Genomic DNA, 19519 nt, shown 5'->3' with positions numbered 1-19519 from the left:
GTGCAGGTTACGGAACCTGGCTGTCACCCATACGGGCCACGATGGTGCCGGCCCGGCTGCTCAGATAGGGGGAGTTCGGCGTCTTTTCGAAAAAACGCGGCCTGGGCAGCATGACCGCCAGACGGGCTGCCTCCCAGTGGTTCAGTTGGGCGGCGCTCTTGCGGAAATAGTGCCTGGCCGCCGCTTCGGCGCCGAAGACCCCTTCGCCCCATTCAACACTGTTGAGGTAGATCTCCAGGATGCGGGATTTGGGCAGGAACGCCTCCAGTGCCAGTGTCAGCACCAGCTCCTGTCCTTTGCGGAGCAGGGTGCGCTCGCCGGAAAGCAGCAGATTCTTGGCCAACTGCTGGGTGATGGTCGAGCCGCCGACCAGCTTGGCGGAGCGAACCGTCTGTCCGGGACGGGCCTGGGCGGCACGGCGGGCAGCCTGTTCTTCTGCGCGGCTGTTTTTTTGCCAGGCCTGTTCGATGGCCCCCCATTCCACCCCGCCGTGGTTGGTGAAATCACCGTCTTCCGAGGCGATGACGGCGCGCTTGAGCGAGTCCGAAATCTGGTGATACGGTACCCACTGCTGGCGCCAGCGCAAGCTGCCCGTGGTCGCAAGTCGCCAGGCTTCGGACCGTTGAAAGCTCGTCGACTGTGGATCGAGGACCGCCATGACCGCGATTCGACCGACAAAAAAGAACTGCAGCGACAGGAAGGCAAGAACCAGCCAGAGCGTCACCGATCCGGCCTGGCGCAATGGCGAACGGGTCTTCATGGGAGCGCCGCGCCTTCGAGCAGGGCACGCAACTCCCTCAGGACCTGGCCTGACGGCGGGCGCACGCCGCGCCAGATGGCAAAAGCCTCGGCAGCCTGTTCGACCAGCATGCCCAGTCCGTCGCGGGCGATGGCGCCATGGTGCTGCGCCCACGACAGAAAACCCTGCGCGGGGGGGCCGTACATCATGTCGACGGCGAGGGTTCCGGTTTGCAGGACTTGTGAGGGAACCGGAATGGCGCCGCCGGACAGGCTGCTCGCGGTACCGTTGATCACCACATCAAATGGCTCGCGCCATGACGCGTCTTGCAAGGCACATGCCGTCAACGCTGCGCCGCGCTGGTCGGCCAGATCCTGATGGCGCCTGACCAGAATGCTGGCCTTCTCCGGGGTGCGGTTGGTGACCGTGATGCGCACAGCGCCCGCTTCGATCAAAGGGCCGAGCACGCCGGCACTGGCTCCGCCCGCACCGATCAGCAGCACAGAGCGGCCCGCGAGCGAAAAGCCAGCGTTGTGGGTGATGTCGGCGACCAGACCGACCCCGTCGGTGTTGTCGGCGTGAATGCCATCGGCGTCGAATCGCAGCGTGTTGGCTGCGCCAGCCAGACGGACGGCCGCACTGGCCTGGTCCGCCAGGGCCGCAGCTTCCTGTTTGAAAGGCACCGTGATGTTGCAGCCGCGGCCACCGTGCGCACGAAGTTGCCCGATGGCTTGGGCAAAGCCTTCCAGGGGCACCAGCATGCGGTCGTAGCGTACCGGTTCGCCGGTCAGTTCGGCGAACCGGCTGTGAATCCAGGGCGAGCGGCTGTGTGCCACCGGGTTGCCCATGACGCAGTAGAAATCCATGGAAGCGTCCTCACCGGCTTTCAACGGGATGTCAGCCGGGTTTCCAGGGTGTCATCCCGGGTGAACTTGAATCGTGACACCACCACAATCTGGTCTGCCCGGCGGCGCATGGCGGCATTGAACGGACCAAATGGTGCTGCACCCCGCGCGATAGCCTGGGCGCGCCGATCCAGTGTTTTGCTCCCTGACGACTCCACCACCTCGGTTTCCAGCACCCGCCCATCGTGGTTGACGGTCACGATCATGGTGAGCTCGCCGTAGAGTTTTCTGCCGGCAGTCTCGGGAAACTGTTCGGTTCCCCGCTCTTCGATCTTGCGACGCAGGCTGTCGTAGTAGACGGCATAGACCTCCTCGCGCGTCGCCGGGCTGATGTAGCGCCGCTTGGGCCGCGCATTCTCCTCGTTGATGCGGCGCTCGATCTCGGCCAGCATTTTCTGAAGCTGCCGGCGCTTGTCTTCGGTCGCCTGGGCCTGGGGATTCTCCTGATTCTTGCGTTCGTCCTGACGGGGCAGGGTTGCCAGCTCACGGCGGATGTCGGCCAGCATGGTCATCTGCTGTTCCTGCAGGGCGTCAATGCGGCGCTGCATGTCCTCGAAGGAATCACCCGCCTCCAGCTGCACCGATGGGGGTAACGGCGTTGTCGCACGACCCCGCTCGGCGTCACCGCCACCGGCCAGCGAGGCCTGGGCAATGGCTTGCGCCTTTTCGGGACGTTCCCGGGTCTGGGCATTGACGAGGATGACCTCCAGCGGGGTGTCCTGAAAAACCCGGTTGAAGCCCTCCGGATCGACGAAACGGATCGTCAGCAGCACGGCATGGAGGGCAACCGAAAACGTCAACGCCCACTGCAGGGTGCTCAAGCGGCCGAGAAAAGTTCGCACGATCACGGGGCCGGATTATCCTGCGGTGGCACCGGTGCCTCGTCCAAGTCGACGGCAATGGCCAGCGGTCCGGCGACCTCGTCGTCCTCGCCGCTTTCGCCCGTCTCGGCAGCGATCGGATGGTCCAGCAGGGCCACGACCGTGCCGGACAGGTCCAGCGCGATCTCGTCGGCCGCACCCAGCTGCACCCGTACCCGGGCGCCCCGCGAAAGGTTCTGACCGCCGAGCACCGGAAAGACGAGTGGAAGCGTATCGGCGCGGACCAGCCAGGCACCACCGGGCGCCTCGCGGACGAGGCTGGCATCCAGTTCGCGAATACCCTGCTGCTGCACATATTTGAGCGTCCAGAAGCGCTCCATCGCCGCCTGGTAGGCGTTGTAGGCGGTGTAGGCCGCGTCGAAAGCGCTGATGATCGAAAAGAGCTCGGCATCCTTGGGCTTGAAGGGCGCTGCGAGCGCTGCCGCCCGGCCATGACGCACGCAGGCAAGTATCTGCCACTGGTTGACCAGGTCGGTGTAGCGGCGCAGGGGCGATGTGCTCCAGGCGTAGCTCCTGACGCCAATGCCAGCATGTGGCAACGCCTTGGTTCCCATGCGCACCTTCACGCCCGGCGCCAGACTGGCCTGGCTGCGATAGATGGCCGGCACCCCGAGCTCCGCCATCCAGTTGCCCCAAGTGCTGTTGGCCAGGATCATGGCCTCGGCGACGATCAGGTCCAGCGGTTCACCGCGCCGGCGGGTGGTGATGCGTACGGTCTCTTCACCCGTGGGTTCGCCTTCGTTGCCTTCAAGGCGGAAGGTGTAATCAGGGCGGTTGAACGTCTCGGGCTTGCCGCGGACCGCTTCGCGGCGGGCCTTCAGGGATTGTGCCAGACGATATAAAAAAGATAGCGTTTCGCGACCTATTTGCGCTGGGTATTGACCGTTTTCATGCTCAAAGCGCGGATTTTCGAGCCATTCGGCTGTTACCACCGCGTCCAGCTGGTCGTGGCGCAGATTGGCCGCGATCGGCACCCGTTCGATGCGGGTTTCCGATCCCGTGATTTCGAGAGTGGCTTCATCCAGGGTGACATACAGCGACAGCGCAGGGACGGCGCGCCCCTCGGAAAGGGTGTATTCCTGAACCACCTCGTCGGGCAACATGGTGATTTTGTAGCCCGGCATGTAAACCGTCGACAGGCGCTGGCGACAGACAAGGTCGATGGGGCTGCCGGCCGCAATGGCCAAGGCCGGCGCGGCAATGTGTATGCCGAGCACCACCGTGCCGCTGCCCAGGCCCTGAACCGAAAGGGCGTCGTCGATTTCCGTGGTGTGGGAGTCATCGATCGAATAGGCCTGCACCGGTGCCAGAGGCAGTTCCTCAGTGATCGCGGGCGCCCGCATCGGCGCAAAGCCGACGCCACGCGGGAAAAACTCGAACAGGAAGCGCTGCCAGTGAAAAGCGTAGGCCGATGTGATGGCGCCAGCGCGCTGCAGCAGAGCCAGCGGTGCCGTCTGGGTAGCACGACTGGCTTCCACGACGGCCTTGTATTCGGGCGCGTTCTTGTCCGGACGGAACAGGATGCGGAACAGCTGCTCGCGTACCGGGCCCGGGCACGTGCCGGCGGCCAGCGCGCCGGCCCATTCGCTGACCTGCTGGGCGACAAGGCGCCGCTTTTCTATGGCGGCCAGCGCTTGCTGCACGATTTCGGCCGGAGCTTTGCGGAACCGACCCTTGCCGGCGCGTCGGAAGTAGTGTGGCGCCTCAAAAAGGCACAGCAGCGCTGCCGCCTGCTCGGTAGCCGTAGCGGTCGAGCCAAAGTAGTCGCGCGCCAGTTCCGCGAATCCGAACTCCTCCTGTGGAGCGCATTCCCAGGCCAGTGACAGCTCGACTTCCGCAGCAGCCTGACGCGCCTGCGTCAGCAGTTCGGCCGGCGCCGGCTTTTCAAACCGCAGCAGCAGATTCGCCGCCTTGACTTTGACCCGTTTGCCACTGTCGAGCTCGACCTGGGCGCTGCTGTCGGCCTCCGACAGCACCCGTCCGGCGTGAAATTTCCCGGCTTCTTCAAACAATACATACATGACCAGGATTGTCCCATGGGGCCGTTACCGCGCCGGTCATCACAAGTCCAGGAACTCCAGCACTTCGTCGATATGGTCGTCGAAATCGGACAGCGCATGATCGCTGGCAGCCAGCAACTTGCGGCGGGCTGAGGGGTGGCGCGCGACCATCTCGCGCCAGTCCAGTACTTCATCGCCCTGTGCAGCCACCAGGAAAATCCGTTGCGGGTCGGGGTCCGCGGCGGCCTCGAGCGAACGCAGTTCGTCCACATACTCTGGCATGAAAAAGAAGCGCTCCTTGCTGTTGTGCCACGCTGTCTGCTCGCCGATATGTCGTGCCAGATCGCGTGCCGGGTGAACCGCCGGGTTCAGCAGCACTGCCCGGCAGCCGGTCTGACGGGCGACCCAGGCGGCGTAGAACCCGCCCAAGGACGAGCCGATCACTGCCATCGTTTCCCTGGGCCAGGTGGCAATCCCGCTGAGTACGCCGGCCATCGCCGCTTGCGGCGACGGGGGCAGTTGCGGACACGACCAGACCACTTCGGGGTGGGTCTCGCGGACCCGTTGCCCGACTTTGAGCGCTTTCATCGACTGGGGCGAGGAGCGAAATCCGTGCAGATACAGCAGGTGGGTGGTGCGCATGGGTCCATGATAGGCGTGACCGGAGCGCTGGCGCAGGATAATCGGGAATGCCCATCGTGATCGACAAACCGTCTCTCTGGCAGCGGCTGGCCCCGCATTTGCGCGGCTATGACGGCCCGCTGGCCTTCGTTGTCTTCGCGCTGTGCTGCACGGGCCTGCTGATCATGTATTCGGCGGGCTACGACCACGGGACCCGCTTCGTCGATCATGGCCGCAACATGCTCATTGCCGCGCTGGTGATGTTTGTGGTGGCACAGATCCCGCCTCAGCGCCTGATGACCTTGGCGGTGCCGCTGTACGCCCTGGGCGTTGCTTTGCTGATCGCCGTGGTGCTTTTCGGCATCTCCAAGAAGGGGGCCAAACGCTGGGTCAACATCGGCGTCGTCATACAGCCCAGCGAGATCCTGAAAATTGCGGTGCCACTGGTGCTGGCCTGGTGGTTCCAGAAGCGCGAGGGGCAGCTCAGGCCGCTGGATTTTGCGGTGGCCGGGATGCTGCTGGCGGTCCCGGTGGCCTTGATCATGAAACAGCCCGACCTGGGAACGTCGCTGCTGGTGCTCGGCGCCGGGCTGTCGGTGATATTTTTTGCCGGACTCAGTTGGCGCCTGGTGATACCCCCTGTGGTGCTGGGACTGTTGGGAATCGGTCTTCTGGTGGCCTTTGAGCCTTCGATCTGCGCCGAAGGCGTTCGCTGGCCCGTATTGCGGGAGTACCAGCAGAACCGTGTCTGCACGCTGCTCGATCCCACGCGTGATCCCCTGGGCAAGGGCTTTCATATCATCCAGGGCATGATCGCCATTGGCTCTGGTGGAATGCTGGGCAAGGGGCTGATGCAAGGTACCCAGACCCACTTGGAGTTCATTCCCGAGCGTACGACCGATTTCATTTTTGCGGCCTATTCGGAGGAATTCGGACTGGCGGGCAATCTGGTGCTGATCGGCCTGTTCATCTTCCTGGTGGTCCGGGCATTGACGATTGCTCTGGAGGCGCCGACCCTTTTTTCGCGCTTGCTGGCGGGTGCGGTCGCGATGATCTTTTTCTCCTACGCTTTCGTCAACATGGGGATGGTCAGCGGCATCCTGCCGGTGGTGGGTGTCCCATTGCCCTTCATCAGCTATGGCGGTACCGCGATGGTGACACTGGGCCTGTGCCTGGGGATTCTGATGTCCATTGCCAAATCCAAACGCCTGGTGCAAAGCTGAGAGGGCACGATGACAGCCAGCAGACCGGACCACAACACGGCGTCAGTACCCATTCCCGTAGGCATTGTCGGGGTGGGCAATATGGGTGGGGCCATGGCCGGGCGCTTGCTGGAGCTGGGTTGGACGGTGCGGGTGTGTGACCTTGTCGATGCCCGCGTTCAGCCGCTGCAGGCGCTAGGCGCCGTAGCATGTGCCAACGGCGCTGCCGTCGCTGACGGCGCGGGCGCCGTGATCGTGGCGGTCGTTGACGCAGCGCAGACGCGGGAGGTCCTGTTCGGTGCCGGTGGGGTCGCCGAAGGTCTGGCGGCCGGCGCGGCGGTGCTGCTGTGTCCGACGATCGGTGCGGACGATGTCGTCCGTATTGGCCTGCGCTTGCAGGAGCGCGGCCTGACGGTGATTGACGCGCCGATGTCGGGTGGCCCGGCGCGTGCGCGAGAAGGCAGCATGAGCCTGATGGTGGCCTGTTCCGACCCCGTTTTTTCCGCCCATCAACCACTGCTGCAGGCCTTGTCGTCACGGGTTTTTCGGGTTGGGAGCCGTCTGGGTGATGGCGCCCGGACCAAATTGGTCAACAACCTGCTTGCCGGCACCAACCTGGTGGCCGCCTGCGAAGCCCTGGCACTGGCTCAGGCCTGGGGACTGGACCTGTCGGTCACACTGGATGTGATCGAGCAATCCAGCGGCCAGAGTTGGATCGGTGGGGACCGGTTGCGGCGCGTGCTGGCCGGTGACGCCGCGCCCCGCGCGCACCTGAGTCTGCTGGCCAAAGACACCCGCCTGGCCATGGAGGGGGCCACAAGTTCGGGTTTTCACGGCCCCCTGGGTGCTGCTGTGGCGTCCGTGTTCGCGCGCGCCTGTGACGATGGCCTGGCCGGGGAAGACGATTCGGTGCTGTTTCGGCACATCGCAAAAAGCTGAACTGGCGATGCCAAACCGCCACAGCGGCGTGCAATGCCACACGCGGCATGGGGCGGCGCTTGCGCCGCTGCGTCGTGCCGCGCCACAATGCGAAAGCGCCAACTGTGCCTTGGCGAAATCAGGAGAAACCGATGGCAGGCAAGTTCGTTCTGAAGAAGTCCAAGAACAGCAAATTCTTTTTTACCCTGAATGCGTCCAACGGCCAGACGCTGTTGACCAGCGAGATGTACGAGGCCAAGGCCAGCGCGCTCAACGGCATCGAGTCCGTCAAGAAAAATTCTGGCGACGACGCCCGATATGCTCGCCTGAACGGCAAGGACGGGTCACCCTATTTCACGCTCAAGGCGGGCAACGGGCAGGTCATCGGCCAAAGCCAGATGTACGCCAGTGAGAAGGCGCGCGACGACGGCATTGCCTCCTGCAAGTCCAACGGGCCCGGTGCCGTCACGGACGACCAGAGCGCCGCCTGAGCCCCGGTGCTCGATGGCGAAAGGCCGCACTGCGGCCTTTTTTTCTTTCGCTGCCTACAATCGCTGAATGATTTCGCGCGAACCGACCATTGAACGCCTGGACCAGGCCCGGACCTTGTTGCTGGAGCCGTTTGGTCTGACCGAACGCCATCTGGCCAAGGCGCTGGCCACCATTGCGGCGCATCGTGTCGACGATGCCGACCTGTACTTTCAGTACACCCGCAGCGAAGGCTGGAGCCTGGAGGAGGGTATTGTCAAGACAGGCTCTTTCAGCATCGACCAGGGATTCGGTGTCCGAGCCGTCAGTGGCGAGAAAACCGCCTTCGCCTATTCGGATGACATCTCGGAGTCCTCGTTGATGGATGCGGCCCGAACGGTGCGGACGATCGCGGCCGCCGGTCAGGGAGGCCGGGTCAGGGCGCCAACCCGCCGCGTGGCCCCCAGCCGGACCTTGTATGACGGCAGCGATCCGATCGCAACGCTCGACAGCACGGCCAAGGTCGCATTGCTGGGCCGGGTTGAACAGATGGCGCGGGCGAAGGATCCACGCATTGTCCAGGTGATGGCTGGCCTCGCCAGCGAATACGACGTGGTGATGGTCATGCGTTCGAATGGCACCCTGGGTGCCGACGTACGACCCTTGGTCCGCCTGTCGGTCACGGTAATTGCCGAGCAGGGGGGGCGTCGCGAGCTGGGTTCCGGCGGTGGCGGCGGCCGCTTTGGTCTGGCCTGGTTCGATGACCAGCGGCTGGCTGAGTACGTGGATGCGGCTGTTCAGGCGGCGTTGACCAACCTGCAGTCGCGGCCGGCGCCAGCGGGTGAAATGTCGGTGGTTCTGGGCCCCGGCTGGCCCGGGGTTTTGCTGCATGAGGCCGTCGGGCACGGTCTGGAAGGGGACTTCAACCGCAAGGGCTCCAGCGCCTTCAGTGGACGCATCGGTCAACGCGTCGCGGCCAAAGGGGTGACCGTGCTTGATGACGGAACCATCGCCGATCGACGGGGCAGCCTCAACCTGGACGACGAAGGCTGCCCGACGCAGCGCAATGTGCTGATTGAGGACGGAATCTTGCGCGGCTACATCCAGGATGCGATGAACGCCCGCCTCATGGGGGTGGCGCCGACCGGAAACGGGCGGCGGGAGAGTTATGCCCATCTGCCGATGCCCCGCATGACCAATACCTACATGCTGGGCGGCGAGCGGGACCCGGCCGAGATTCTGGCCAGTATCAAGCGCGGGCTGTATGCCACCAACTTCGGCGGCGGCCAGGTCGATATCACCAGCGGCAAATTCGTTTTCAGTGCGAGTGAGGCGTTCTGGGTAGAAAACGGCCGAATTCAGTACCCGGTCAAGGGAGCGACCCTGGTCGGCAGCGGCCCGGAGTCGCTGAAGAAGGTTTCGTTGATCGGCAATGACCTGCGACTCGATACCGGCGTCGGAACCTGCGGCAAGGAAGGCCAGAGTGTGCCCGTCGGTGTGGGCCAGCCGACGCTGCGCATCGACGGACTGACGGTGGGCGGAACTGCCTGACCGTGGGCCGGACGCCCCGGTGTTGTCGGCGAAGGCCGCTCTGTCAGGAAACGATGGGCACTCCTGTGCTACATTGACGCCATGGTGAGTCGCTTCGCTTTCTACTTTTACTTTTGGTTCTCTGTCCTTGGCGGACGAGAGGCGAAGCTGTAGATTGCCGACCCCTCGATGACAACCGCCGCAGCCACCAGGCCCGGCGGTTTTCTGTTTTTTGACCCATCGTTTTTTCAGTTCCAGGAGCAGCCCATGAGCACCAAACCGACCAAAGCCACCGATGTCTGGCAATCGCATCCGGCCGACCGAACCAGCGAGACCGACGATCAACGTATTCAGGACATCACCGTGCTGCCGCCTCCGGAACACCTCATCCGCTTCTTCCCCATTCGCGGCACGGCCGTTGAAAGGCTTATTGGCGACACCCGGCGCCATATCCAGAAGATCATGGCCGGAAAAGACGACCGTTTGCTGGTTGTGATCGGGCCGTGCTCCATTCACGACCCCGCGGCAGCGCTGGAATATGCCCGGCGCCTGAAACCCTTGCGTGACCGCTATGCCGATACCCTGGAAGTGGTGATGCGGGTCTACTTCGAAAAGCCCCGCACGACCGTCGGCTGGAAGGGGCTGATCAACGATCCCTACCTGGACGAAAGCTGCCGCATCGACGAAGGTTTGCGGATCGCGCGCCAGTTGCTGATCGAGATCAACCGCCTGGGCTTGCCGGCCGGCAGTGAGTTCCTCGACGTGATCAGCCCCCAGTACATTGGCGACCTCATCGCCTGGGGCGCCATCGGTGCGCGAACCACGGAAAGCCAGGTGCATCGCGAACTGGCTTCCGGCCTGTCGGCGCCGATCGGTTTCAAAAACGGAACCGACGGCAACATCAAGATTGCTACCGATGCCATCCAGGCCGCAGCCCGGGGGCATCATTTCCTGTCGGTGCATAAAAACGGGCAGGTCGCCATCGTGCGCACCAACGGCAACAAGGATTGCCATGTGATCCTGCGCGGCGGCAAGAGCACCAACTATGACGCTGCCAGTGTGGCTGCGGCATGCAAGGAGCTGGAGGCAACCCGCCTGCGACCTTCGCTCATGGTCGATTGCAGCCATGCCAACAGCAGCAAGCAGCACGAACGCCAGCTGGAAGTGGCCCGTGACATTGCCGGTCAGTTGAGCGCAGGCTCGCACCAGGTGTTCGGTGTGATGATCGAGAGCCACATTCGTGCCGGCGCGCAGAAGTTCACCCCGGGCAAAGACGAGGTGTCTGCTCTGGAATACGGCAAGAGCATCACGGATGCCTGCCTGGGCTGGGAAGACTCGGAAACCGCCTTGCAAATCCTTGCTGCGGGGGTCAAGGCGCGCCGCGGGCAGTGAACCCCGGTGGGCAGGGGCGGTGTTTCTTGCCCGAAATCAAGAAAACCGCACCGCCTCGCAGCCGAACCGACGTTTTGCCCTATGGCGGCATTACAGTACCGGACAGTGATTTGTGACGCAGGAGAGTAAAGATGCACAGTTTTGTCCGGGTGTTCGTGGATGCCGACCATGACTACCGTTTTGATCTGGAAGAAGTCCAGCCCATGCCCCACGAGGCGGCGCGGTTGTGGCTGGACCAGCAGTTCACAACGCTGGAATGCGAGCCGCTTCGCGCCAGTGGCAAAGTCCTTCTGGCGGACAAGGTACTGGTCATTGCACAGGCAGCCGGCCCCACCCGACTGGCCGATGCGACCTGGGGAGGCGCGTTTGCCCGCGCAGTCAGCGGCGCATTGGCCAAGCCGGCGGTCACGGTCGATCTGGCCACCATGGCGGTGTCCTTCTGACCCGCCCGCAGGCGCTTCGCAGGTGCCTGGGTGCCGCAAAAGAGGCGATTCCAGGCTATTTCAGGCACTACCCAGCGTAAAACGGTCTTTTATTGCTACTGAATTTGTAGTGCTTTGAGCAGGCGGTCGTGAATGCTGCCAAACCCGCCGTTGCTCATGCACAGCAGGTGGTCGCCCGGTCGGGCGCAGCGGGTGATTTCGGCCACCAGTCGGTTCAGATCGTCGGCAACATGGGCGCGGTCCCCCATGGGCACCAGGGCGGCGCGGGCGTCCCAGTCCAGTCCGCCGCTGTGGCAGAACGCCAGATCGGCACCCTCCAGGCTCCAGGGTAGCTGGGATTTCATCGTGCCCAGTTTCATGGTGTTGCTGCGGGGCTCAAAGATCGCCAGGATGCGGCCTTGGGACCCGATCTGCCGCCGCAACCCGTCCACCGTGGTGCGGATCGCGGTCGGATGGTGGGCAAAGTCGTCATAAACCGTGATGCCACGGACGGTGCCCCGCACTTCCATGCGGCGGCGGACGTTCTGGAAACGCCCCAGCGCGTTGGCCGCAACGGCGGGTGGCACGCCGACATGTTCGGCTGCGGCAATGGCGGCCAGCGCATTGAGCTGGTTGTGGACCCCGCCGAGTTGCCATGCCACCGTGCCCACGTGATCGCCGTGGCGGACCACATCAAACCGGCCCGGTTCGCCATGGGCCTGAAAATCGCTGACGGCCGCCCCGAAGCTGCGCACCTCGCTCCAGCAACCCTGGCTCAGCACGCGGGCCAGGCTTTCTTCCAGTCCGTTGACCACGATGCGCCCGGTGGATGGGACGGTTCGCAGCAAATGATGGAATTGCCGTTCGATAGCGGCAAGATCAGGGAAGATGTCCGCGTGATCGAACTCCAGATTGTTCAAAATGGTGGTTCGGGGCCGATAGTGGACGAACTTGCTGCGCTTGTCGAAAAATGCGGTGTCGTACTCGTCGGCTTCGATGACGAACGCGGGCCCCCAAGTTCCGCCGCTGCGCTGGTCGCTGCCCCCCGAGGGGGCTGATCCGTCTTGGGGACGGCCCGGCGCCGGCTCGCCGGGCCCCCACGCTCCCCCGCTGCGCGGGTCGCTGCCCCCCGAGGGGGCTGATCCGTCCTGGGGGCGGGCCTGCGGTCCACCCAGGCGAGCGGAGACGCCGAAGTTGAGTGGAACGCCGCCGACCAGGAAGCCGGGGTGGAGGCCCGCCTCTTCGAGAATCCAGGCAAGCATGGACGTGGTGGTGGTCTTGCCGTGGGTGCCGGCGACTGCCAGTACGTGGCGGCCTTGCAAAACCTGCGCCGACAGCCATTGGGGGCCACTGGTGTAGGGCGCGCCCGCGTCAAGGATGGCTTCCATGAGGGGAAACTTCGGCTTGCCGTCGGCACGCCGGCTGCGGCTGACGACGTTGCCGATCACAAACATGTCGGGCCGCAGCGCCATCTGGTCGGCATCAAAACCTTCGATCAGTTCGATGCCCAGAGCCCGCAACTGGTCGCTCATCGGGGGGTAGACGCCCGCGTCACAGCCGGTGACCGTGTGGCCAGCCTCCCGCGCGAGGGCGGCAAGCCCGCCCATGAAGGTGCCACAGATGCCAAGAATATGAATGTGCATGGGCCGATTCTAGGGTTGCCAGGTACCGTCAGACGGGTCGGCGCCGCGCCCTGGCAGCCAAACCGCCCCCCGATCGCCGTTTTGGTTCATTTTGAGGTCGTACCCAGCGTAGAAAGGTCATCTGATGCTATGAAAAATAAAGTTGTCGTGCGCCTGTCGATGAATATCCTCCTGCCCGAAATGCGAATTTCGCCCTCGTTGGTGCGATCCGTCATCAAGAAACGGCGTGCAGTTTGTGGGCTCACCCGCTGCCCATGACCGCAAGCGACCGGGGATTCGTGGCAGCGGGCACAATCGCTCCCATGGACAACGCACAAAGCGAACTGGCTCATGTCGCAGCGCGGCTGGTGGTGCAGGACGGGCTCGGGATGGGCGCAGCGAAGCGGCAAGCCCTGCGGGAGTTACGCCTGCCGCCACGAACCGCCTTGCCGGACAACGACACGGTCGAAGCCGCGGTGCGCGACTATATTGCCGTGTTCTGTGCGGACACCCAGCCTCGGGAATTGCAGAGCCTGCGCGAGCTGGCCTTGACCTGGATGGAGCGGCTGCAGGAGTTTCGGCCTCATATCGGTGGGGCGGTGTGGTCTGGGATTGCCACCAGAAATAGCGACATTTATCTGCAATTGTTCTGTGATGATCCGAAATCGGCGGAAATCGCATTGATTGACAAAGGTCTGGCGTACCAGGTCACCCGGGTGACGGGATTCCAGGGCGATCCCGTCGACGCGCTCAGTCTGCAGGTGCGCTGTGACGCGCTGGCCCAACACGTGGGGATACATCTGATGATTCATGACCACGATGATCTTCGTGGCGCGCTGCGCGCCGACCGTCAGGGGAGGCGGCCGCGGGGTGATCGTGCGGCGCTGCTCCAGCGAATGGGTCAGGACGCGCCGTGACCACTCCCGCCCACTCAATACCGGCTGAAGTCGGTTCCCGCCGCCGCTGGCTGATGTCCGGAGTTGCATTGGCAGCCGCTGGCGCCGGCGCCGGCCTCGCCTGGTGGCGCTACCGATTGCCTGCCGTCGACGAGGGTGTTGCCTCACTGGTCTGGGCCCTCAAACTTCCCCAACCCGACGGCGCCTTGCTGGATTTGCGCCGGTTTCAGGGGCGTCCGCTGGTGGTGAACTTCTGGGCGACGTGGTGTCCGCCCTGTATCGAGGAGCTTCCCCTTTTGAACGACTTTTATCGTCAAAACATCGCAAAAGGATGGCAAGTTGTTGGTATCGCCGTCGATCGTGACGAGGCGGTTGCAGCTTTTCTCGCGCGCCAGCCGCTCGCGTTTCCTGTCGCCATAGCCGGATCGTCCGGTGCGGAACTGGGCAAGCAGCTGGGCAATCTGTCCGGCGGATTGCCGTTTACCGTTGTCTTTGGCGCGGACGGAAGGGTGCAGCACCGTAAAATGGGCAAGGTTTCCGCAGACGACCTGCGCTCCTGGGTGGCGCTCGCATCGTCTTGATCGCCATCGTGATGGGCGCAAATCACTGCGTTTCATGGGAATTGTCTGAAATTGACGGAAATTGATGTAAATTCCAGGCAAGTCATCTTTTGGAGACCACAATGGATTTACGCAAGCTCAAAACGCTGATCGATCTGGTTTCGGAGTCCAACGTATCCGAGCTGGAAATCACCGAAGCCGAGGGGAAGGTCCGTATCGTCAAGGCGGTCCCTTCGGCAGGCGCACCCGTGGTCATGGCAGCAGCCCCGTCCGCACCGGGGGCCGTGTTGCCAGCGGCTCCCGTCGCGTCAGCACTGACTGCCGTCGGCCCCTTGCCGACCGAGCCGGTTGCCGCAGCGCCGGAGCAAGTCGCAGGCCACCTGGTCAAGTCGCCGATGGTCGGCACCTTCTACCGCAGCGCCAGCCCGGGTTCTGCCCCGTTTGTCGAACTGGGCAGCGCCGTGAAGGAAGGTGACACCTTGTGCATCATCGAGGCCATGAAGATCCTTAACGAGATTGAGGCTGACAAGAGTGGTACGGTGACGAAGATTCTGGGCGAAAACGGTCAGGCGGTCGAATATGGTCAACCCCTTTTCATCATCGAGTAACCCGGTCCGCGAAAGCGCAATGTTCAAGAAAATTCTGATCGCCAACCGGGGCGAGATCGCACTGCGTATCCAGCGTGCCTGCCGGGAGCTCGGAATCAAGGCGGTCATGGTCTATTCGGAGGCCGACCGCGACGCGAAATACGTCAAGCTGGCCGACGAAGCGGTCTGTATCGGGCCCGCAGCGTCGTCGCTGAGCTACCTGAACATGCCGGCCATCATTTCCGCCGCGGAGGTAACGGATGCGGAGGCCATACACCCCGGCTACGGATTCCTGAGTGAAAACGCCGACTTTGCCGAACGGGTGGAGCGCAGCGGCTTTCAGTTCATCGGGCCGACCCCGGAGTCCATCCGCATCATGGGTGACAAGGTGGCTGCCAAGCAGGCCATGATTCGTGCTGGCGTACCGTGTGTCCCGGGTTCAGACGGTGAACTGCCGGAAGACCCGGTGCAGATCCGCCGGATTGCCAAGACGATCGGATATCCGGTCATCATCAAGGCCGCCGGCGGTGGCGGCGGGCGCGGCATGCGGGTAGTGCACACCGAAGCGGCGCTCATCAACGCAGTCCAGATGACACGCTCCGAGGCAGGGGCGGCGTTCGGCAATCCGGCGGTCTACATGGAAAAATTCCTGCAGAACCCGCGCCATATCGAGATCCAGATTCTGGCCGACAAGTACAAGAACGCTGTCTATCTGGGCGAGCGGGACTGTTCGATGCAACGGCGCCACCAGAAAGTGATCGAAGAGGCACCGGCCCCTGGCATCGCGCGTCGTCTGATCGAACGTATTGGCGACCGGTGTGTGGCGGCGTGCAAGAAAATCGGCTACCGCGGCGCGGGAACCTTCGAGTTTCTTTACGAAGACGGCGAGTTCTACTTCATCGAAATGAACACCCGGGTCCAGGTGGAACACCCCGTGACCGAATGGGTCACCGGTGTAGACATTGTCCGCACACAGATTCTGGTCGCCGCCGGGGAAAAGCTTCCTTTCACCCAGCGCCAGATCCAGATGCGCGGACATGCCATCGAATGCCGGGTGAATGCCGAGGATCCCTACAAGTTCACACCCTCTCCGGGTCGGATCACCCTCTGGCATGCGCCGGGCGGTCCGGGGGTGCGGGTGGACTCCCACGCCTATCACAATTACTTTGTTCCGCCGAACTACGATTCGATGATCGGCAAAATCATTGTCTTCGGCGACACCCGCGAACAGGCGCTGGCGCGCATGCAGACCGCCCTGGCGGAGACGGTCGTCGAAGGAATCAAGACCAATATTCCCCTGCACCGCGACCTGATGGTGGATGCCAAGTTCATGGCGGGTGGAACCAACATCCATTATCTGGAGCACTGGCTCGAACACCGCGCACGGTGATGCACCGCTGCTGCTGAGGCGACGGACCTCGGTCCGACGCTCGGGTTGTATCGGTCGCCGTGTTCCCACTTCTGGAAAATCCTCCCATGTTTGAACTCGCGCTACAGTGCCCCGAAGACCGAGTCGAGCCGATCGGCGAAGCGCTGGATGCGCTGGATGCCCTGAGTGTTTCGGTGGAAGACGCCGACGCCGATACGGATGCCGAACTGGCCCTGTTCGGAGAACCGGGTATGCCGGCGCCCGCCGATGGCTGGCAGCGCTCGCGGGTGAGGGCGCTGTTTCATTCGGCGGCTGCCGCCAGCGACGCGGCGCAGTTGCTGGCCGCCCAGGATTTTTTCGTTGGGTGCCAGGTGGTGTCGGTGGCCGAAGTCCCCGACCAGGATTGGGTCCGGTTGACCCAGTCGCAGTTCTCGCCGGTCGAGATCACCCCCCGTTTCTGGATTGTTCCGACCTGGCATGAGCCGCCCGCCGGAGCCCGCGAGGTCATCCGACTGGACCCGGGGCTCGCCTTCGGGACGGGTACCCATCCGACAACACGCATGTGTCTGCGATGGATTGCCACGCGGCCTTTGCCGGGTCCCCGCGTGCTCGACTATGGATGTGGATCGGGAATCTTGGCCATTGGTGCGGCGCTGATGGGGGCCGCCGACGTAGACGCGGTCGATATCGATCCCGCTGCCGTGACCTCCACGGGCCAAAACGCCCACGCGAACGGAGTTGTGTTGCGCGCGGGTTCTCCGGAACTGGCCAGCGGTCACTACGATCTGGTGCTGGCCAACATACTGGCAACACCGCTGAAGGTGCTCGCGCCGCTGCTGTGTGCTCACGTCGCGTCGGGCGGCGCGCTGGTGCTTGCCGGCATTCTGGAGCGCCAGGCTGACGAATTGATCGAGGCTTATCGACCCTGGGCGGCCCTGCACGTCGCAGATCGGGAAGAAGGCTGGATTCTCATGGCGGCGCAGTGTTGATTGAGCCGGGGCGCTCCGTACAATGGGTTGCCGATGAACATGATCACCCGCTGCCCCTCGTGCGCGACGATGTTCAAGGTCGTTCCGGACCAGTTGCGCATCTCCGAAGGGTGGGTGCGCTGCGGGCACTGTGGCGATGTATTCGACGCCCGGTTGTACCTGAAGGACTCCGTGAGTCCGGAGCCGAGCCGCACACCCGGGCCTGCCGTATCGCCCGGTGAGCAGCCCGATCCGGCGCAGGTTGCGACCCGGTCGGTTCCGACCGGTACTGCCACTGCAGCACCGTCATCGCGGGCCGATACCACCGCGAGCCGCCCGGCTCCGGCAGCACCCGATATCGATTTTGCTGATTGGGGCAATGCGCAGCCCGCCGCTCGGGTGGAGCCTGCGCCTGTCGCAGCGCGCGCCACCGTCGCCTCGGCGCCGGCAATTGCGCCAGCCGGGGTCGAAGAGACGGCGGATGTATCGTTTGTTCGGCAGGCCCGGCAGCGGGAATTCTGGCGCCGTCGCTCAGTCCGTCTGGGCATGGTTCTTTCGGCGGTACTCTTGTTTGCCGGTTTGTTCCTGCAGATTGCGCTTCAGGAGCGAGACCGCCTGGCATCACAGTGGCCGGGACTTCGGCCCGGGCTGGATGCGCTCTGCGCACCCATCGGGTGTGTCGTCCGGCCTTGGCGCCGGATCGATTCGGTGGTCATTGACGCATCGGCTTTCAGTCGTTTGCGATCAGACATCTACCGCCTGACAGTGGGCGTGCGCAATGTTTCGGCCTTCGCGGTCGCTGCGCCGGCCGTGGAGTTGACCCTGACCGACCTGCAGGACCGCGCCGTCATCCGCAAGGTCATTGACTCCACTCAACTTGGCTGGGCGACGGAGTTCCCAGCGGCCACAGAGAAGTCGGTCTCGCTCACCTTGGCGGTTGACCCACCACCAGGGACGGTGATCGGTGGCTATCGGGTCGTGGTCTTTTATCCCTGATCGGTGTTCGGATCTCGGTCGGCCGACAATTTCTTACTTGCAACGGAAAGATGGAACGATATGGCGGTATTGGTATGCGGGTCCCTGGCGTATGACACGATCATGGGTTTCGAGGGGCGGTTCGCGGAGCAGATTCTTCCCGACCAGTTGCACATCCTGAATGTTTCGTTTCTGGTGCCGGCATTGCGCCGGGATTTTGGCGGCTGTGCCGGCAACATCGCCTACAGCCTGAAAATGCTTGGCGGGGAGCCGCTTCCGATGGCGACCGTGGGTGCCGATGGGGCGGATTACCTGGCGCGCTTTGAGGCGTTGGGGATCTGTTGTGACCAGATTCGCGTCCTGCCGGATAACTATACGGCGTTGGCGATGATCATGACCGATAGGGACAACAACCAGATCACGGCGTTTCACCCGGGTGCCATGGCGTTGGCCCATCGAACGACGGTTCCGGTCGATGGACGGGTCTCCCTGGCCATCGTTGCACCGGACGGGCGGCAGGCCATGCTGGAGCATGCGGAGCAATTGCACCGGGCAGGTATTCCCTTCGTGTTCGATCCCGGACAGGGTTTACCGATGTTCAATGGCGAGGAATTGCGGCATTTTGTCGAACTCGCTACCTGGGTCACAGTCAATGACTACGAAGGAAAGATGCTCTGTGACCGAACCGGGTTGGAACCGGCGGAATTGTCCCTTCGGGTTAAGGGCATGTTCATCACGCTGGGTAGCGAGGGCTGTGAGGTCTGGGAGGGCGGCAACAGGCGGATGGTCGAACCGGTAGCACCGGAGCGGGTGCTCGATCCGACGGGTTGCGGTGATGCCTGGCGCGGCGCCTTGCTCTTCGGCCTCGAGCGTGGATGGAGTCTGGTGGAATGTGCGCGACTCGGCAATCAGGTTGGCGCGCTGAAAATTGCCCAACGTGGTCCCCAGAACTATGCGATCCCGGATGCACTTCGGAGCTCAGTCCCGCCGACATGACGGTCTTCGAGCGGCGGCACAGGGATGGATAAAGCCTGAAGCCGAATCAGAGAAAACGGCGCCTCTCGGCGCCGTTTGGTCATAACGACAGGCCGGTACCGCTCAGGGCTTGTTGGTTGTCGGAAACGGCCAGGCAGCCTGCGGATTGAGCGTGGTCTGTGCTGCCGGAGCCGCAGCCTTCTTTGCGGGAGCCGCGGCCTTCTTCGCCGGAGCCGCAGCCTTCTTCGCCGGAGCCGCGGCCTTCTTCGCCGGAGCCGCAGCCTTCTTCGCCGGAGCCGCAGCCTTCTTCGCCGGAGCCGCGGCCTTCTTCGCCGGAGCCGCGGCCTTCTTCGCCGGAGCAGCGGCCTTCTTCGCCGGAGCCGCGGCCTTCTTCGCCGGAGCCGCAGCCTTCTTCGCCGGAGCCGCAGCCTTCTTCGCCGGAGCCGCAGCCTTCTTCGCCGGAGCCGCAGCCTTCTTCGCCGGAGCCGC

At 63.6% G+C, this 19519-nt stretch carries 19 protein-coding genes and 1 pseudogene; 13 read left to right on the top strand and 7 right to left on the bottom strand.

What is annotated here, in order from left to right; all coding sequences use genetic code 11:
* Positions 1-7: 7 nt before the first annotated feature.
* The 5 genes from mtgA to AC2EBU_RS08480 are packed head-to-tail and all read right to left on the bottom strand — an operon-like array spanning position 8 to position 5167.
* Positions 8-760 (bottom strand): monofunctional biosynthetic peptidoglycan transglycosylase, encoded by a 753-nt coding sequence (gene mtgA / locus AC2EBU_RS08500; RefSeq protein ID WP_484609922.1) that lies wholly within the window; start codon positions 758-760, stop codon positions 8-10.
* Entirely contained in the window at positions 757-1605 is an 849-nt protein-coding gene (gene aroE / locus AC2EBU_RS08495) for a shikimate dehydrogenase (protein ID WP_484609921.1), read from the bottom strand. The genes mtgA and aroE overlap by 4 nt, the downstream gene beginning before the upstream one ends.
* Positions 1606-1625: 20 nt before the next feature.
* Entirely contained in the window at positions 1626-2492 is an 867-nt protein-coding gene (locus tag AC2EBU_RS08490; protein ID WP_484609920.1) for an energy transducer TonB, read from the bottom strand.
* Positions 2489-4546, bottom strand: a complete 2058-nt coding sequence (locus AC2EBU_RS08485) for a ribonuclease catalytic domain-containing protein (RefSeq protein ID WP_484609919.1) — start codon at positions 4544-4546, stop codon at positions 2489-2491. Before AC2EBU_RS08485 ends, AC2EBU_RS08490 begins: the two co-directional genes overlap by 4 nt.
* A gap of 39 nt (positions 4547-4585) precedes the next feature.
* A complete protein-coding gene (locus tag AC2EBU_RS08480; protein ID WP_484609918.1) occupies positions 4586-5167 on the bottom strand; it encodes a YqiA/YcfP family alpha/beta fold hydrolase in 582 nt (193 codons plus the stop codon).
* Positions 5168-5214: 47 nt separating this feature from the next.
* Between AC2EBU_RS08480 and rodA the strand changes: the two genes are divergently transcribed.
* The 6 genes from rodA to AC2EBU_RS08450 all read left to right on the top strand — a co-directional run bounded on the left by rodA (position 5215) and on the right by AC2EBU_RS08450 (position 11099).
* Positions 5215-6369 (top strand): rod shape-determining protein RodA, encoded by a 1155-nt coding sequence (rodA, locus tag AC2EBU_RS08475; protein WP_484609917.1) that lies wholly within the window; start codon positions 5215-5217, stop codon positions 6367-6369.
* Positions 6370-6378: 9 nt separating this feature from the next.
* Positions 6379-7287, top strand: coding sequence for an NAD(P)-dependent oxidoreductase (locus AC2EBU_RS08470; protein WP_484609916.1), 909 nt, complete (start codon positions 6379-6381; stop codon positions 7285-7287).
* Between the two features lie 131 nt (positions 7288-7418).
* Entirely contained in the window at positions 7419-7757 is a 339-nt protein-coding gene (locus AC2EBU_RS08465) for a YegP family protein (RefSeq protein WP_484609915.1), read from the top strand.
* Positions 7758-7824: 67 nt separating this feature from the next.
* Positions 7825-9285 carry a metalloprotease TldD gene (gene tldD / locus AC2EBU_RS08460; RefSeq protein WP_484609914.1) on the top strand — a complete coding sequence of 487 codons (1461 nt, stop codon included), beginning with the start codon at positions 7825-7827 and terminating at the stop codon, positions 9283-9285.
* Between the two features lie 246 nt (positions 9286-9531).
* Positions 9532-10656 carry a 3-deoxy-7-phosphoheptulonate synthase gene (locus tag AC2EBU_RS08455; RefSeq protein ID WP_484609913.1) on the top strand — a complete coding sequence of 375 codons (1125 nt, stop codon included), beginning with the start codon at positions 9532-9534 and terminating at the stop codon, positions 10654-10656.
* Positions 10657-10787: 131 nt separating this feature from the next.
* Positions 10788-11099 carry a hypothetical protein gene (locus tag AC2EBU_RS08450; protein ID WP_484609912.1) on the top strand — a complete coding sequence of 104 codons (312 nt, stop codon included), beginning with the start codon at positions 10788-10790 and terminating at the stop codon, positions 11097-11099.
* Between the two features lie 95 nt (positions 11100-11194).
* Here AC2EBU_RS08450 and mpl read toward each other — a convergent pair whose 3' ends face one another.
* The gene (gene mpl / locus AC2EBU_RS08445) at positions 11195-12721 is read right to left on the bottom strand and encodes a UDP-N-acetylmuramate:L-alanyl-gamma-D-glutamyl-meso-diaminopimelate ligase (RefSeq protein WP_484609911.1); all 1527 of its coding nucleotides are present in this window, start codon (positions 12719-12721) and stop codon (positions 11195-11197) included.
* A 302-nt stretch (positions 12722-13023) separates the two neighbouring features.
* Between mpl and AC2EBU_RS08440 the strand changes: the two genes are divergently transcribed.
* The 7 genes from AC2EBU_RS08440 (at position 13024) to AC2EBU_RS08410 (ending at position 19051) form a co-directional block, all read left to right on the top strand.
* The gene (locus AC2EBU_RS08440; protein WP_484609910.1) at positions 13024-13617 is read left to right on the top strand and encodes a hypothetical protein; all 594 of its coding nucleotides are present in this window, start codon (positions 13024-13026) and stop codon (positions 13615-13617) included.
* Complete coding sequence (locus tag AC2EBU_RS08435; RefSeq protein ID WP_484609909.1) at positions 13614-14177, top strand: TlpA family protein disulfide reductase; 564 nt, start codon at positions 13614-13616, stop codon at positions 14175-14177. The genes AC2EBU_RS08440 and AC2EBU_RS08435 overlap by 4 nt, the downstream gene beginning before the upstream one ends.
* 101 nt (positions 14178-14278) lie before the next feature.
* Positions 14279-14764 carry an acetyl-CoA carboxylase biotin carboxyl carrier protein gene (accB, locus tag AC2EBU_RS08430; RefSeq protein WP_484609908.1) on the top strand — a complete coding sequence of 162 codons (486 nt, stop codon included), beginning with the start codon at positions 14279-14281 and terminating at the stop codon, positions 14762-14764.
* Between the two features lie 19 nt (positions 14765-14783).
* The gene (gene accC / locus AC2EBU_RS08425; RefSeq protein WP_484609907.1) at positions 14784-16133 is read left to right on the top strand and encodes an acetyl-CoA carboxylase biotin carboxylase subunit; all 1350 of its coding nucleotides are present in this window, start codon (positions 14784-14786) and stop codon (positions 16131-16133) included.
* An 86-nt stretch (positions 16134-16219) separates the two neighbouring features.
* Positions 16220-17101 carry a 50S ribosomal protein L11 methyltransferase gene (gene prmA / locus AC2EBU_RS08420; protein ID WP_484609906.1) on the top strand — a complete coding sequence of 294 codons (882 nt, stop codon included), beginning with the start codon at positions 16220-16222 and terminating at the stop codon, positions 17099-17101.
* Between the two features lie 33 nt (positions 17102-17134).
* Positions 17135-18076, top strand: a complete 942-nt coding sequence (locus AC2EBU_RS08415) for a DUF3426 domain-containing protein (RefSeq protein ID WP_484609905.1) — start codon at positions 17135-17137, stop codon at positions 18074-18076.
* 60 nt (positions 18077-18136) lie between these two features.
* Positions 18137-19051, top strand: a complete 915-nt coding sequence (locus tag AC2EBU_RS08410; protein WP_484609904.1) for a carbohydrate kinase family protein — start codon at positions 18137-18139, stop codon at positions 19049-19051.
* A 102-nt stretch (positions 19052-19153) separates the two neighbouring features.
* Here AC2EBU_RS08410 and AC2EBU_RS08405 read toward each other — a convergent pair.
* A pseudogene (locus tag AC2EBU_RS08405) lies at positions 19154-19519 on the bottom strand (hypothetical protein); the annotation flags it as partial.

This window comes from Curvibacter sp. T50, from assembly GCF_057219955.1.
This window is presented reverse-complemented; position numbering and strand designations above follow the sequence as displayed.

Coding starts and splice junctions, on each gene's coding strand:
- AC2EBU_RS08480 (WP_484609918.1), bottom strand. CDS start 5,167: ATGCGCACCACCCACCTGCTGTATCTGCACGGATTTCGCTCCTCGCCC.
- accC (WP_484609907.1), top strand. CDS start 14,784: ATGTTCAAGAAAATTCTGATCGCCAACCGGGGCGAGATCGCACTGCGT.
- AC2EBU_RS08465 (WP_484609915.1), top strand. CDS start 7,419: ATGGCAGGCAAGTTCGTTCTGAAGAAGTCCAAGAACAGCAAATTCTTT.
- tldD (WP_484609914.1), top strand. CDS start 7,825: ATGATTTCGCGCGAACCGACCATTGAACGCCTGGACCAGGCCCGGACC.
- AC2EBU_RS08410 (WP_484609904.1), top strand. CDS start 18,137: ATGGCGGTATTGGTATGCGGGTCCCTGGCGTATGACACGATCATGGGT.
- mtgA (WP_484609922.1), bottom strand. CDS start 760: ATGAAGACCCGTTCGCCATTGCGCCAGGCCGGATCGGTGACGCTCTGG.
- prmA (WP_484609906.1), top strand. CDS start 16,220: ATGTTTGAACTCGCGCTACAGTGCCCCGAAGACCGAGTCGAGCCGATC.
- AC2EBU_RS08415 (WP_484609905.1), top strand. CDS start 17,135: ATGAACATGATCACCCGCTGCCCCTCGTGCGCGACGATGTTCAAGGTC.
- rodA (WP_484609917.1), top strand. CDS start 5,215: ATGCCCATCGTGATCGACAAACCGTCTCTCTGGCAGCGGCTGGCCCCG.
- AC2EBU_RS08440 (WP_484609910.1), top strand. CDS start 13,024: ATGGACAACGCACAAAGCGAACTGGCTCATGTCGCAGCGCGGCTGGTG.
- mpl (WP_484609911.1), bottom strand. CDS start 12,721: ATGCACATTCATATTCTTGGCATCTGTGGCACCTTCATGGGCGGGCTT.
- aroE (WP_484609921.1), bottom strand. CDS start 1,605: ATGGATTTCTACTGCGTCATGGGCAACCCGGTGGCACACAGCCGCTCG.
- AC2EBU_RS08470 (WP_484609916.1), top strand. CDS start 6,379: ATGACAGCCAGCAGACCGGACCACAACACGGCGTCAGTACCCATTCCC.
- AC2EBU_RS08485 (WP_484609919.1), bottom strand. CDS start 4,546: ATGTATGTATTGTTTGAAGAAGCCGGGAAATTTCACGCCGGACGGGTG.
- accB (WP_484609908.1), top strand. CDS start 14,279: ATGGATTTACGCAAGCTCAAAACGCTGATCGATCTGGTTTCGGAGTCC.
- AC2EBU_RS08450 (WP_484609912.1), top strand. CDS start 10,788: ATGCACAGTTTTGTCCGGGTGTTCGTGGATGCCGACCATGACTACCGT.
- AC2EBU_RS08455 (WP_484609913.1), top strand. CDS start 9,532: ATGAGCACCAAACCGACCAAAGCCACCGATGTCTGGCAATCGCATCCG.